This is a genomic window from Leclercia sp. GHBNCSD, assembly GCF_055805075.1.
On record NZ_JBQVYO010000001.1, the window covers coordinates 13,073 to 26,764 of the forward strand.

The following is a 13,692-nucleotide window of genomic DNA, read 5'->3' on the forward strand; positions in this document are numbered from 1 at the left end:
TGAAGATTTTAAGATTAAGTCCACAAACGGCGTCCCACACAAAAGATGGGGTTGCAATCGTTAATGAGAAACATTATCTTTCTCAATACTGAATAGTTGAGCAAATCACTCAGGTATTCAGTACGACATTGCTCACATTGCTTCCAGTATTACTTGCCCACGTTTCGTGGGCTTTTTTTTGCCTGTTATCCTGCGATTTGACGTTCTGGGATTTGCGATTACGCTTATTAGCACAATCCCAGTACAGCCATAATGGTATTGATAACATGAATGTTTCCAGCAGATTCGTGATTTGTATTAACCTTGTTTGTGCCAGTTCCTTGTTGCTTATACTCTCGGACAAATTTAACTGGTTTTAACGTGAGCAGGCCCGGCATCCGTCGGGTTTCATCTTTTAATCATCCCCTTCGATTAAAAATCCTGCCCGACGTATCGCCTCTTTACAGTCGGTGACGCCTGCCGCGTATCCGGCCTCGATATCACACACCGGGCTGGCGCTGACATAAGGGAGCTTCACTTCGGTTGCGAGAAGCTGCTTCAGGCGGGCGTTCTCCTGACGGATAGTCAGAAGTTCGGCGGCAAGCTCTGCTGGTGTTGCCGCCAAGAGTTCACCTGCGGCAATGCGGCGAAGCGCTGTCTCATCAAGCATTATTCCTCCTGCGTAACCATAAAAAACGGGCACCCATCGGCTTCCTACCAGGTACTATTTCCAGAAAATCTCTCAATCATCCAGTCGATGAATATTCTCAATCGGCCATTTAACGGCTTTGTTGGCGGGAAAATAATAGAGACAGGAAATTGTCTGTGCGTAACCTCTTCAAGAACAGGAACAAGTTCACCCGATGCTATAAAGCGACGGCTTACGGAAGCATGTGTTTGCCCTATGCCCATGCCGTGGACAAGCATACTTATCAGCGCGGCACTATCATTCGCGGCGATATCAAATGCTGCCAACTGTTTTTCGCCTCCCCTGCTCATGAAACGCAGAGGCCAGGCCTCACCGGTTGCAGCACTGAAATAGCCGACGATTTTATGTCCATTTTCAAGGTCAGTCAGTTTTTTGGGCACGCCATACTGTTTCAGGTAGCCGGGGCTTGCACAGGTAATTAAGCGATCTTTATACAGCGTTCGCGCAATCAGAGAAGAATCCGTCAGCTCACCTGCGCGAATGACGCAGTCTACACCTTCCTCTATAAGATTAACCGGGCGATCGCCCACCCCAAGCGCCAGCTGTATATGGGGATAGCGTTCACGAAACTCTTCGAGTACCGGCATCAGGACAAAATTCGCCAGCGAGGAGTGAAGATCGATGCGCAGCCTTCCTTTCGCGGCGGCGCCCATATCCCGAATGGCGCCTTCGGTTTCATCGAGTTTAGTGACGAGCTTACTGATCCTTCTGTAATACTCGGCCCCCTCGGTCGTTAAGGTGACAGTACGTGTCGTGCGCTGTATCAGCTTTGTGCCTATATGTTCCTCTAATAATTTGAGATTCTTACTGACAGTGGAGCGCGGCAAATCCAGGTGTGCTGCGGCCTTTGTGAAAGAGCGCGTCTCTACGATGCGCTGGAATATACGTATAGCTAACAGATGATCCATGACTCTATTTTAAAGTATGCCATCTGATTGTGCACACATATGGAAACTGAAGTCGTAAATGGGGGGCTTATCCGTGTGGCAACTCCCGCTATCCTGCGGTCATGAAATTTGCCGAAGGAGAGTAAAACCATGACTGACGTTACTGCAAAACAACAGGCGTTGCTGGAAGCCCGATACGGTGTTGAGCAACCCAAACCAGACAACATTATCTGGACGCCGCAGGTCGAAGCCCTGCTGGGCCATAAATCTGTCAGGACATTTTTGCCTGAACCTCTCCCGGATGGGGCAATAGAGACCATGGTCGCTGCAGCGCAATCAGCCTCAAACTCCTCTGCCCTGAATCAGTGGAGCCTGGTAGCCGTTACGGACCCGGCGCTTAAACAGCGTATTTCAGATACCGTAGCACGTTCAGTGCCCGTGGATCGTATCCCGTGGATTGAGGAAGCACCCGCCCTGCTCCTCTGGGTGGCAGATCTGTCGCGAGGGGCAGGAATAACAAAAGATGCCGGTAAAGAGCCTGTTGTGCTCGACTACCTCGACTCTTTCCTGATGGCATCGATTGATGCCGCCCTTGCCGCCCAGAACGCTGCCGTTGCAGCGGAATCCATAGGCTTAGGAATAGTCTATCTCGGGGTGATGCGTAATATTGCCAAAGAGGTGGCGGAAATCATCAACCTGCCTGAGTACAGCTTTGTCACGTTTGGCATGGCAACCGGGTGGCCCGACAGAGCCAGAACCAGCAGCATTCGCCCGCGACCGGCTCAGCCAATGGTGCTCCATTACAATCGCTACCAACAGGATCGCTATCGCACCTATCTTGAAGGCTATGAAAATGCATATCAGGCATTTCGTCGTCGCCAGAATATGCGCGACAAAACCTGGACCGGCTCCGTCGTTGATTCCGCGACCAGCATGGATTATCTCGGCGGGCGAATCAATTTACGCGAAACGGTCATGCAGCGCGGTTTCAAATTAAAATAACCGGGATTTAGCCCGGGGTCTCTTCAGATCCGCTCATCAAACGCCCATAAAAAACGGGAGCCATCAGGCTCCCGTTCGCATACAACCGAAATCCGGATTACATGTTTTCGATGATCGCGTCACCAAACTCTGAGCATTTCAGCAGTTTAGCGCCTTCCATCAGACGTTCGAAGTCATAGGTCACGGTCTTGTTGTTGATCGCGCCTTCCATACCTTTAACGATCAGGTCTGCGGCTTCGAACCATTCCATATGACGCAGCAGTAGTTCAACGCAATCATGGTAAGCCATTACTTTATAATAGGATGATAACGCAAAATCAGTTTTGAGGGCTAATTTTAACTGCTTCCTAACCCCTTGTTTTTGCGATAGTGGCAGAAAGTTTTGATAACCACTTTTCACCAATAGGAGTGCTTAACCCACTCAAATCTATTGGTCTGTTAAGTGCCAATAGCTGCCAGTAACAGATTTGCAGATTTGTACAAGATGAGGACGCATAGTTAATACGTGGTTTGCTATTATCATTTTCAGCTACTGAAATATATATCGAATTCCATGATAATCAACTTTTGGTTTCTTTTAACAAGTCTTTCATTGCTTGTCTACCGCGTTCTTTTCTCTCCTGCTTAACAAGCCTTTTTAAATATTTTTTAGATGGCGAAGATCTCTTTTTCTTTTTTTGGGATTTAGGTATTACATCTGGAGGGCAAGTTTCATTTAAAAATGTACGGATTGCTTTTCTGTAATTAAACAGCATTTCAAAACCTACAGTGATTTTATCACCAGCCACAGGCATTGGATCAATAAATCCTGATATTAAATTAAGAGACTTAGTATTCCATCGCCCGTTGGCATGGCATAATGAATTTCTAACGGCAATTAGTTCTAGACAACCTTTTTTTGACCACTCATAGTCATCATTAAGTAGCGTTGAAAGTTTTTCAACTTTTGATTGAGGGAATACATCGGGATTGAATTTTAACTTAACCATAGCATCTGCCATCATCTCATCGAAGATCACTGTCAAATCTTGAATAAGCATCTTAATTATCTGACCAGAGATCTCGTCAAAATGTAAATTGGGGTCTCGTCGAAACTCAAGACTCTTGTTATTTGTATGAGTCGGCAAAAGAGTTGTTGAATATGAACAAATTGGTGAAATCCAACTATTCGCATCTCTGAAACGTTCATTAAGTGTCGACTTGTCACCAAAATTAATTTCTTTTGCCATATGCAACGAATGCACTAATGTATACAGGGTACGAGTCCAAACGTTAACGCGATTCCAATCCATAATTTTATCTCTAAAGAATTTAACCCTTACGAAAATTATTTCGGGTAACTGCTTTTCACTATGAGCTGATGATTACGTATAAGAGAATCTCTGCATTTCCTGATTTTGTCCATCAATTTTTTTAAGAAGTCGTAGCAGCCGCAATGATTCTTTACCTCCGGTTTCACTAGGCTGATCGTTAGATTCCAATCTATAACACCTGTCACAATATACATGGTCCGCTTCTCGCTCAAAGCGAACATAAAACTTGTAAAGGGAAGACCACAGGCCTTCCTCCTTTTACGTGTAACCGCGCACCGCTTCTTACACCGGAATGTCATCAGCATCAGTGCTGTTGATGAAGAACGTCACCCTGCCTATGACCTCAACTTCCTCCGTAGCCTCACCCTCAATCGCTTCGCCATCATCCGTGATTAATGCCCTTCCCCTGAACTTGGCAAACTGCGTTCGGCCACCCGACAGGATCAGCAGAGTCTGCCCCTGAACTAACCGGGTGACTGGCTCGATTAATGCGAAACCTGATGACGTCTCAAGTATGCGTGTATCGATACCGACGCCGCAGATGAGCTCCGGTGTCATCCGCTGGGAGGTGTAATCAGCCGCTGGAGATGGAAAGCCCATTACAGACCTCCGTTCGGGTTATAGAGCATAAAGGTGCGCGCCTGACCCTCGCTGGTTGAGATATCTTTAAAGGTAGAAACGTGGCTCTCGATCCAGTCGTTCGCCTCTTTAAGCGTCCACTCCCAGTTAACCGCCACCAGCTGCGCAACAAAGTCCTGCGTCGAAACCGTCTGGCGGCCGTTTGGTTCCCGTTTGATGGCTTCGCGAAAAGCCCCTTCAATATCGATTCTGCGTGGCATAACCCCTCCTTATTATTTTTACTGTGTTTATATACAGTAGTTTTCAGGAGAGGTCAGGGCAAGGCGGCTGTACCTATTGATCATTGCTGCTGAATGTCCGGTTGTTCGTCCTGAGCTGCTTCAGCCATTGCAGCCGCGGCCTCCAGCTGGCGCTCATTCCAGATGCTGTCCACCGGCATCTCCACACGGATGGAGACATACTGATCCGCTGGGATGTCGATTGGGTCACCTTCGTTAAAACCTTCCCGTTCGTTACGGGCGAACTCCGGCGCACCCGGGTGAGTCCGATGATACGTTTTCACCAGCACTGAACCGTCCGGGTTCACTTTGTAATCCAGCCAGATCAGCGGCTGGCGATTGCGGTCCTTCGGTATATCGAACCCACCGTCAATACCGCCCCACGCCGCATCCGCATTAAGCCCGAGACAACCCGTGATGAGATAAACGCCTTCCCCCTGGCGCGTTACGGTCACGCCTTCAGATTCATAGTTCGTTTCCGAAGAGCCATCGGCATAAACTTTGACGATTGGGGATGCTGACTTTAACGTGCCATCGGCTGCTTTGGTGGTATTGGAATCGGTATATACCTTACAGATTTTCCCGTCATACGTTGGAGATGAACTGAGCAGCCGCAGGTATAACTCAGGCGGCACATCAAGGCGTGCCGGGAAGCAAAACTGAAATGCGGTTGAGGCATCAAAGGGCATGCCCAGCACTGCAGTATTGTTGTCGATGCCGCCCAGCAGCATCTTGGCGTTATAAGCCCCAAACCCTTTGCGATCACCCTGGCTGATGCTCGCCAAATTACTGCTGCCCAGTCCAAAAGCGCCGACCTCCATCACGTTTCCTGAGGACGTTCCGACATCCCGCTGTGCAGCTGACTTCAGCCCAGAGATGTCCGCAGCGGCCAGGCTAATAGTATCTTTTCTGTTTGCCATGTTGTGCTCCTTATGCCCATACCCGGTACGGGCTGTCAGGGAAGACCCCAAAGGCATCTAACGATGCCAGTTCCAGCGAATCGTCTGTCACGCGCAAATTGGCGTGAAATCCGGGCAGGCTGACGTATTTGATAACTTCGTTTTCTTGTCCTGGATTTAGAATTTCTCCGGGCACGGTAATAACTCCAACCATATCCAGACTGATATTCGGGTGATGTAAACCACACTGCTCCTCATCATCCATAACCCCCGCCGCGCTTAATTGCGTTCGCATTTCGTTAGCGTCAGTAAAGCGCAGAAATAAGTCTCTCATTAGCGGAGTCCTTTAATTTGATTAAGGGTTAATAGTCGGTGCCAAATACGGAAGTTGCGAATGTGATAAACAAAAGTAGTGCCTGACGGGCCTGTTGTGTTTGAAATAGCCGATGCCGATGTTGTGTTGCTAACCGGGACTTGCGTTCTAGTAGCAGTACTCCCATTAAAGAACAAGGAATATTCGTCCCCATCTATTTTATGTACGAGAACGCCTGGGGTATTAGCGATGTAAGATACAAATGTCCCCCCTCCATCCCTATATGACGTAAGTCTATTTGCCGAGCTGAGTCGGCAAATAATGTCATTGTTGCTACCAGCCACACGAACTATATCAACGTAGTTACTTGCAGAAGGCCCAAAACCTTTTACTACAACTTCAAAAGCTACAGTACGTTTAAATTTAGTTGCTAACGTTTTATATCCCACATTCTCAGGTAGCAGATTCCAGTAATCTGCCCCTCTGGTGACTGTGGATCCCTCAGTTGGAATATACGAGGTAGGGACAGGTCCAGCTTCTAATTGCGCTCCCCAAATATATAAACCGGATACGCCATCACCGGCATAACTTGCCGTTACTCCATCTTTTGCTAATTGCAGACGGAAAACGCTACTCTGAGTCGCTCCAGCGGTGAGCGACATCCAGACACGATAAAGGCCATTCCCAAGATCATCAAATCCACGGTCCAGGTAATGGGCACCGACAGCACCGCCAACGAATGCTCCTGCAACGGGATCAAAGAAAACTCCAGCAGTGGTTCCAGTTGCAACCCGTAGGTATAAAAGACGAGAATTTGTATGAGCTTTAACAAATACAGAATAACAATATATCGTCCCGGACGTTAAGACGATATTACGGTCTTGCGCATAATGTTCCGCACTAGCCGTATCCTCAACCAATAGCGCCATCGTCTTGTCGCCGCGAGGAGAATCACCGCTGTTATTTGTCGTGGTGACTCGGGAACCCGTCCCCCACTGTTCGGAGTAGGTATATAAGTTAGTGCCAACCCCTTCCATTAACAAACCTTCTCGCTCAAATCGTGGCTCGTTAATAGCGGCGGTCTGCATTACACCGCATTTGTCGATATACGTTCCGGTGGTTAACCGAGTGAAGGTCGCTGACTTTGATGCCAGATCCAGAATCTGCCCGGAAATCGTCAGCCGGTCATAAGGCGCGTACCCCGCCAACAGGCGCATGTCATCATTGAGCGGCAACCAGACGTCAGGAAAAGGAGCCTCTTCGTAAGGTACAGAGGTCAGCAACTGCGCAGCGGCCAGTGATGTTGCGGCGTTAGTTTCGCTGGTTTTGGCGTTATTTTCTGAAGTCTTCGCGTTCGTCTCAGACGTTTTGGCGTTGGTTTCTGAGGTCTTGGCGGCATTCTTCGAAGCGAGTGCGTTACCCTCAGACGTTGCCGCGTTCGTGGCGCTTTGTGCTGCTGCATTTTTTGACGCCAGAGCATTCGTTTCACTGGTTTTGGCTGCAGCGGCGCTGGTTCCTGCCGCGTTAGCTGCGGTGATAAGCTTGGACCAGCTCGGGCCGGTCTTTTTCGAACCGTCAGCCAGCGTTACTGTGACGTCACCGGTACCCGATAAAATCAGGTCCTGGTTGACGATATCAATTTGCGCCTGGCGAAATCCTTCCGTGACGGATTTCGCTAAATCGTCATCAATCGTTGCCATTCGTGATGTCCTTAAAATGAAAAACCCAGCCGGAGCCGGGTTATTGAGGTGAAGTTATGAGGATCAGGAGGAGAAAGAGCCGGTGCCGCGCGTTACCGTCATTGTCGGGGCAGTAACACCGACCGACGCATTACTGGAAGTAACGGTGATGCTGGCGTCGATACGCTGGCCGCCCATGCCGGACGCCGCATGTCGGGCGGTGAGCCATACCCCACCAATGGGGACATCGTAGTTAATCGTGCGGATGTTGCCTGCAATGACCATCTGCACGGTGGCCGTGACCGCACCTGTAATCCCCCGCACGTAGATCATCGCCTCCACAACGGCGTTTTTGCCGAGTCCGTTATTGCTGGAATCGGTGTAATACATGTTCACGGTCGCAGTTGCGATGCCGTTTGATCTGCCGGTGGCGTCGGGGAATACCCCAGTGTTGGCTACATCTCCAATGAAAGATGTCGCTTCAACCGTGCCCCTGAAGCTCCCGCTGGTCGCCTCAACTCTGCCTTTAAAACTCCCGTCAGTGGCATAGATCGTCCCGCGAACGGTCACGCCGTTGAACGTGGCATACCCGGATTTATTGATATGCCAGCCAACGTTGCCGGTCCCGTCCCAGTTACTGGACTGGATGTAATTGCCGATCTTGGCGTTATCCATAGAACCATCCTGGATGAACACCGATCGCAAAAACATCTGCCCGCCGGTCGCCGCAAACACCAGTTCCTGTCCGGTAGTCGTCGGGTTATACACCGCGAACGTGTCGGCGCTGACGAGGAAGTTAGAAGAGCCCGAGGCATCAATGCCCAACTGGATACCCGCGATACGTTTGATGCCGTTCGCTTCGACCTGGACTTTTACGCCCCACTGAGCACTCAGCTTACCGTTGATATCAGCAACAGCCTGACTTGTCGTCTGGACGTTGGCGTTGGTTTGCCCAATCGATGCCGTGACCTGCTGAATGCTGGTCGCCGTGGCGCTCTCCAGATCCGTAACGGCTTTATCAATGCGCGTAATGGCGGCAGCGTTGGTCTGGCCGTTCTGCTCAACCGTGGCCTTAAGCGAGGTGACCTGCTCCGCAACGGCGCTTGTGGCGTCTGCAGAGGTCTTCCTGACGTCGGTGATCTCGGCCATCGTTTTCGTTTCGCCAACAGCGAACGTGACGCGCTGATCCGAGAACGCTGTGAAGTTGGCGAGCGCATTGGTGACGTTGCCGATAATCCCGGCGTCCCGGCTGGCCGTGTTGCCGTCCACATCAACTTTCAGACTGTCAATACGGCGGCCCAGCGCGCTGTCACTATCCGTGCGGGCCGTGGTTTCCGTGCTGATATCCGTCTTATTCTGGTCAGTCGTGGCCTTAACCGCAGCCAGCGCGGTGGTCTGCGCCTTATTGTTATCAGCAACGGCTTTGGTGACCGTAGTGATATCAGCGGTGTTTTTGCCGACGGTAACCTGCAGTCCCGAAAGCGTAGTGGCCTGAGCATCCTGCTCAGTTGTCAGCGTCGCCAGCTCCTGTGTAACGGAAGCTTGGTTAGCGTTGACGGTCGACTCCAGCTTCTTCCGCTCTGTCACCTCTGCTTCCTGCGCGGTGATGCGCGCCTGGCGTTCGGTATACAGCAGCCCCGATGCCAGTTTTGACGGGTCGTCACCGGTATAGCCGCCCCGGATCTGCGTCGCCAGTGTCTCGCGCGCCGTGGCTTCCGCCTGGTCACCTGATACGCGCGCCGCCGTTTCCTGCTGCAGCGCCGCCATCCCGGCTCCCGGCGTTGGCCGCCCGACTGCCACCCAGTCAATCAGAAAGTAGTTCGTCGCGTCCTGTTTCGTGGACAGGTCCAGTCGAATCTGGTTGATCGTCGTGTCGGCCAGCCAGGGGATATCGTCACACTCAAGTGTGGCGACGCCGTCAGAGTTATAAGCGGGCTCCGCCACGGTGAACCGGTTAGTGTCGTTGAAACCAGCCGTGTTGCGCCAGCGAATTTCCCCCACCCAGGCGGGAGTACCCACTTTCTTGATGCGCAGCTTCAGAAAGCGATAAGCAGCAGCTGTTATGCCCAGCGAGCCCGGTGATGACACCCAAGGATCAGATGCATGGTTAGCAGGACGAAGCCAGCCATCGACAATGGTCGGTGTCCCGTTCCCGGACCAGCCCTCGACTGATGTATCGAAATACCAGATTTTGGCCGGATCGAACTGCGAGCCGGTGCCAGCTGATACCTGGGCGATCTGCTGCGCCAGCGATTCGGTGCTGGTCTGAATCGTCTGGTTGACGTTGCTGATATCCGCCAGACGCTCGTTCTTCTCGGTCAGCAGCGCCTGCCCGCGCGCGGCGGCCTCGTCGGTGATGGCTTTCTTTCGGTCCGTGACTTCCTGCGCCAGACCTGCTTTCGTCGTCGCCGATTCCGTCGTAACCGTCTTGATGTCGTCATGCGCAGACTTTAGATCATCACCCAGATCCGTGATGTCCGAAACAAGGTTCTTATAGGCGTCGGTCTGTTTGATCTGGTTATCGATATCCACCAGGTAATCAGCGGCAACCGAGCTGCTGCTGCCCTGAATGAAGTCAGTCCAGGCAGACTTGTTGCCGGTGCGATCGACCAGCCGCGCCCGGTACCAGAACCCTACCCCGGCTTTCAGGCCCAGCTGCTGATACATGTGCTGCGGATAAGGCACATCCGTAAGCAACATTGCATTCGTTCCGGCGGCATCCGTGGAATACTGGATCTCGGTCTGCAATGTATCCGCTGTATCTGCAGGAAAATCCCAGTCCAGCTGCACGCCCCATAATAATGGCGTCGTCCGAAAGTTGATGGGTACCGGCGGCGCGCCGACCTTCCCTTTTAACGTTACTTCAAGGGAGGTGGCCCACTTCGAAGAAATTTCAGCGGCATTAATGGCGCGGACGCGCACCAGATATCGCCCGGCATAAATCGCCGGAACTTCAAACGAGGTGGTAGAGCTGCGCGGTACGTTTACCCAGTTCCCGTCATTGCGGCGCCATTGCGCTTCATAAGCAATGGCGTTTGGCACAGCCGTCCAGCTGGCGCGCATGGTTTCAACGCTGATCCCCTGCTGAACCACTGAATAGCTGTCGATGGTAATGTTTGTGGGTGCCGCCTGGTTGCCCGGCGGTATCACACTGATCGGACGTTCATCGATGATAGCTCCGGTATCGATACGCGCATATTTATCCGGATCATGCGCGGCCGCGCTGATGGTGAATGTTCCATCATTGTTATCAGCAACACTGACCACACGGTACTGCTGAGCGTAAAGCGTATCCGACTCAACAATCCAGACGGCCTCAGGTTCTGGCGTTTCGCTGTAAGCAGTCGTGACCGTCACCTGCTGAGCGTTAATAGACTGGATGGTGCGTGCCTGGGATGCACCGGAAGGCAGGTTCAGGATTAGTCGGTCGCCAGCAACTGCGCCAGGGGCGCGATCAAGCTTTATGACCCTGCCATTTACTGCGCTGACTCGACCTCCAGTCACCTTGCCGGATAGCAATTCATCGGCCACAGCAATGATGTACCCGGGCTGAGGAATATTGCCGTCCAGCCCGACATCAAAGGAAACGACGCGATCCTTATTGTTGGTCAGAATACCCCAGCGCCCTTTCCGGTTCGCCTCGGACTGCCGGGTGCATCCAATGGCTGTCATTTCGAGCTGATTAAACCCATACCGCGCCACCAGCGCCTGCTCAAAAACAGGCTCCATCGCATCAGCGTAGGCATTGTCCGGATCGGACCATGAGACAAGGGCATTGGTATAACGCGTTTTGGATGTACTGCTGGCGTAGGTAAAACGCCCATCAATCACGTTAGCGCGGGTATAGCTGTAATCCACATCCCGGGGCATATCCGCCAGCGCCACAATCTGATCTCCGCCCCAGTACGTCATGCCGCGGAAGATGGCCGCGAAGTCACGTAACACGGTATAGGCTTCATTCCTGTCCTGAACATAGACATTGCAGGTATAGCGTGGCTCGGTTCCGGTTCCCCCTTTTCCATCTGGTACCATCTGATCGCAATACTGGGCCACCTGATACAGCGTCCATTTGTCGATATTGGCCGCCGTCAGTCTGTTCCCCAGTCCGAAACGTTCAGTGATTACCAGATCGTAAAAAACCCATGCGGGGTTATCGGTCCAGGCCCACTTAAACGCCCCGGTCCATGTCCCGGTATACGTCCGGTTTTCAGGGTCGTAAGTATCAGGAACGCGAATCACACGCCCGCGCGGTTCACATGATATCTGTGGGATCGATCCGTTGAACTGGCTCGAGTCGAATTCGATGTACAGCAGAGCTGTGTTCGGATATCGCAGCTTGGCGTCGATCACCTCAGTAAAACTCTGCAGCACCATGGTGTCGCCGCTCTTCGCGCTGTTCGCATCGGCGGTTAACTTTCGAATTCGTATTGTCCAGGTGTTGCCCGTCTGCGGCAGGTCAATGCGATGGCTGCGCTCATACCCTGAGGTGGTTTTACCGGTCACGCTCGTATTGATTACCGTCTGCCATGTACCGCCATTGGTCTGCAGATCGACGGCATAATTTACTGAGTTACCAACCAGATCGCCGTCCTTCTCCTGTTTGAAGAGAGAGGGCCATTTCAAACGCAGACGAATGGCCGACAGCTTGCCGTTGGTAAAGGTGCGCGTCCAGGCACTGGCGCTTGAAACTTCGGTGCCCACACTGATTTCGTTTTCGGTACCGGGAATACCCTGAATGTATTTCTGCGCCTGCGTTCCAGAGCGGAACTCCCATGTAACGCCACCGAAATTCTGAGAGCCGTCCGCATTTTCCAGCGGTGTACCGTCCAGATAAATATTCTTTCCGGTGAGCTGCCCTGCAAACTCCCCCTCTCCCAGCGCAACAAGGATCTTTGCCTTCGCTACGGACTGCAGATCATCAGGCTGTTCGGTCGGTGTTCTTGAGCTGGAGCTGCCGCCCTTGCGGCCTTTAATCGCGTTTGCTGTAGCCATATTGCGCCCATAAAAAAACCACCCGACGGTGGCCTGAAAGAAGGATTATTTTTATTGCTGGTCTTCTACGTAGATCCCAGCGGAAATAATGGCTCCGCCAATGCGCCGGCGGCCATAAAGTAAGGGAACCGGATACCCCTGAGCGGCAGTATTTGTTACGCCGCCAAAAGCATACGATGCGCGGTTATCTGCACTTTGTTCACTGGCTAAACCAGCAGGCTGCGGCGAAAGCATTTGCACTACCCCACCAAGCATCATGGCCGCACCAAATTTTGCTGCGCCATATCCAACAGCGGAAAGAGTTCCCGCAGAAAAATATCCAACTACCACGCCAACGGCGACAAGGGCTGCACCAAGAATAGTCTGGAGCACGCCGGCTTTTTTGCTACCGATTAGAACAGGAACAATACGAATAATTTCGCCAGATACTGGGAATTCTAAATCATCCTTGCCTATATTTTTTTTATCTTTAAATAAAGCGAATGTAAGACCTCTCGCTTTACTGGAAATTAAAAATTGCTCGAACCCATCGATAGTTTTTGAAAGTGCGTTGATTGCTTCTGCTGTCGTTCTAATTAAACGATAATGAACTTTTCCGTAGGTTTTACCCAGAATCCCGCCAAGCTCTATCCTTACCATCATTTCTGACATGATTATCACCATAAAAAAGCCACCTATTCGGTGGCTTAAGACTATTTATAGAAATTTAAATGCAGGATCTTGCGGCCTTAGCCCAGTGGTCATTCCAACCCTTAGCTACGGCGTAGACTTTAACGTCACTACCCCCACTTTCTGATTTATCAATAGTGACGACAGAGAGAGCGCCGAAGATATCATCAGAAGCTGTTATTTTATAACCCGATTCTGTTGGGATGCTGGAACTAGATGAGCGAAGCTCCAACCATTTCGGAGCAAGGCATCTATTAACCTCGTCTGTGCTTTTATTTGAATGCTCAAAGAAGATTGGTGTTTGCGATTCTAGAGAATTCACAGAACATCCAGCCAAACCGAATATAAGCGCCCATAATATTTTTTTCATATACATGCTCCTTTTAAGTTCGC

12 protein-coding genes and 2 pseudogenes are annotated in these 13,692 nt (G+C 51.2%); 2 read left to right on the forward strand and 12 right to left on the reverse strand.

Annotated features, from left to right (window positions below; genetic code table 11):
- Positions 1–266: 266 nt before the first annotated feature.
- Complete coding sequence (yncL, locus tag ACT3IC_RS00075) at positions 267–359, forward strand: stress response membrane protein YncL (RefSeq protein WP_071886459.1); 93 nt, start codon at positions 267–269, stop codon at positions 357–359.
- 35 nt (positions 360–394) lie between these two features.
- Here yncL and ACT3IC_RS00080 read toward each other — a convergent pair whose 3' ends face one another.
- Positions 395–649: a hypothetical protein gene (locus ACT3IC_RS00080; protein WP_103179241.1), complete on the reverse strand. Its 255-nt coding sequence runs from the start codon at positions 647–649 to the stop codon at positions 395–397.
- 44 nt (positions 650–693) lie between these two features.
- Positions 694–1,596, reverse strand: coding sequence for a LysR family transcriptional regulator (locus tag ACT3IC_RS00085; protein WP_156654335.1), 903 nt, complete (start codon positions 1,594–1,596; stop codon positions 694–696).
- A 129-nt stretch (positions 1,597–1,725) separates the two neighbouring features.
- On the opposite strand from ACT3IC_RS00085, the gene ACT3IC_RS00090 reads away from it, so the two are divergent.
- Positions 1,726–2,577, forward strand: a complete 852-nt coding sequence (locus ACT3IC_RS00090; protein ID WP_103179239.1) for a nitroreductase family protein — start codon at positions 1,726–1,728, stop codon at positions 2,575–2,577.
- A gap of 97 nt (positions 2,578–2,674) precedes the next feature.
- On the opposite strand, the pseudogene ACT3IC_RS00095 reads toward ACT3IC_RS00090, so the two are convergent.
- The 10 genes and pseudogenes from ACT3IC_RS00095 to ACT3IC_RS00140 all read right to left on the reverse strand — a co-directional run.
- Positions 2,675–2,845: pseudogene (locus ACT3IC_RS00095) on the reverse strand (isocitrate/isopropylmalate family dehydrogenase); the annotation flags it as partial.
- A gap of 292 nt (positions 2,846–3,137) precedes the next feature.
- The gene (locus ACT3IC_RS00100) at positions 3,138–3,869 is read right to left on the reverse strand and encodes a hypothetical protein (RefSeq protein ID WP_473475608.1); all 732 of its coding nucleotides are present in this window, start codon (positions 3,867–3,869) and stop codon (positions 3,138–3,140) included.
- Between the two features lie 303 nt (positions 3,870–4,172).
- Positions 4,173–4,490 (reverse strand): hypothetical protein, encoded by a 318-nt coding sequence (locus ACT3IC_RS00105; protein ID WP_473475611.1) that lies wholly within the window; start codon positions 4,488–4,490, stop codon positions 4,173–4,175.
- Positions 4,490–4,729: a DNA polymerase V gene (locus tag ACT3IC_RS00110; RefSeq protein WP_230431227.1), complete on the reverse strand. Its 240-nt coding sequence runs from the start codon at positions 4,727–4,729 to the stop codon at positions 4,490–4,492. Before ACT3IC_RS00110 ends, ACT3IC_RS00105 begins: the two co-directional genes overlap by 1 nt.
- Positions 4,730–4,809: 80 nt before the next feature.
- Entirely contained in the window at positions 4,810–5,667 is an 858-nt protein-coding gene (locus ACT3IC_RS00115) for a phage tail fiber protein (RefSeq protein WP_473475614.1), read from the reverse strand.
- Between the two features lie 10 nt (positions 5,668–5,677).
- A complete protein-coding gene (locus ACT3IC_RS00120; protein ID WP_473475617.1) occupies positions 5,678–5,980 on the reverse strand; it encodes a hypothetical protein in 303 nt (100 codons plus the stop codon).
- Complete coding sequence (locus ACT3IC_RS00125) at positions 5,980–7,659, reverse strand: phage head spike fiber domain-containing protein (RefSeq protein WP_473475619.1); 1,680 nt, start codon at positions 7,657–7,659, stop codon at positions 5,980–5,982. Before ACT3IC_RS00125 ends, ACT3IC_RS00120 begins: the two co-directional genes overlap by 1 nt.
- 522 nt (positions 7,660–8,181) lie before the next feature.
- A pseudogene (locus tag ACT3IC_RS00130) lies at positions 8,182–12,630 on the reverse strand (TipJ family phage tail tip protein); the annotation flags it as partial.
- 51 nt (positions 12,631–12,681) lie between these two features.
- Entirely contained in the window at positions 12,682–13,281 is a 600-nt protein-coding gene (locus ACT3IC_RS00135; RefSeq protein ID WP_473475621.1) for a tail assembly protein, read from the reverse strand.
- Between the two features lie 55 nt (positions 13,282–13,336).
- Positions 13,337–13,669: a hypothetical protein gene (locus ACT3IC_RS00140; protein WP_473475623.1), complete on the reverse strand. Its 333-nt coding sequence runs from the start codon at positions 13,667–13,669 to the stop codon at positions 13,337–13,339.
- Between the last annotated feature and the right edge of the window lie 23 nt (positions 13,670–13,692).

Coding starts and splice junctions, on each gene's coding strand:
- yncL (WP_071886459.1), top strand. CDS start 267: ATGAATGTTTCCAGCAGATTCGTGATTTGTATTAACCTTGTTTGTGCC.
- ACT3IC_RS00080 (WP_103179241.1), bottom strand. CDS start 649: ATGCTTGATGAGACAGCGCTTCGCCGCATTGCCGCAGGTGAACTCTTG.
- ACT3IC_RS00085 (WP_156654335.1), bottom strand. CDS start 1,596: ATGGATCATCTGTTAGCTATACGTATATTCCAGCGCATCGTAGAGACG.
- ACT3IC_RS00090 (WP_103179239.1), top strand. CDS start 1,726: ATGACTGACGTTACTGCAAAACAACAGGCGTTGCTGGAAGCCCGATAC.
- ACT3IC_RS00100 (WP_473475608.1), bottom strand. CDS start 3,869: ATGGATTGGAATCGCGTTAACGTTTGGACTCGTACCCTGTATACATTA.
- ACT3IC_RS00105 (WP_473475611.1), bottom strand. CDS start 4,490: ATGGGCTTTCCATCTCCAGCGGCTGATTACACCTCCCAGCGGATGACA.
- ACT3IC_RS00110 (WP_230431227.1), bottom strand. CDS start 4,729: ATGCCACGCAGAATCGATATTGAAGGGGCTTTTCGCGAAGCCATCAAA.
- ACT3IC_RS00115 (WP_473475614.1), bottom strand. CDS start 5,667: ATGGCAAACAGAAAAGATACTATTAGCCTGGCCGCTGCGGACATCTCT.
- ACT3IC_RS00120 (WP_473475617.1), bottom strand. CDS start 5,980: ATGAGAGACTTATTTCTGCGCTTTACTGACGCTAACGAAATGCGAACG.
- ACT3IC_RS00125 (WP_473475619.1), bottom strand. CDS start 7,659: ATGGCAACGATTGATGACGATTTAGCGAAATCCGTCACGGAAGGATTT.
- ACT3IC_RS00135 (WP_473475621.1), bottom strand. CDS start 13,281: ATGTCAGAAATGATGGTAAGGATAGAGCTTGGCGGGATTCTGGGTAAA.
- ACT3IC_RS00140 (WP_473475623.1), bottom strand. CDS start 13,669: ATGAAAAAAATATTATGGGCGCTTATATTCGGTTTGGCTGGATGTTCT.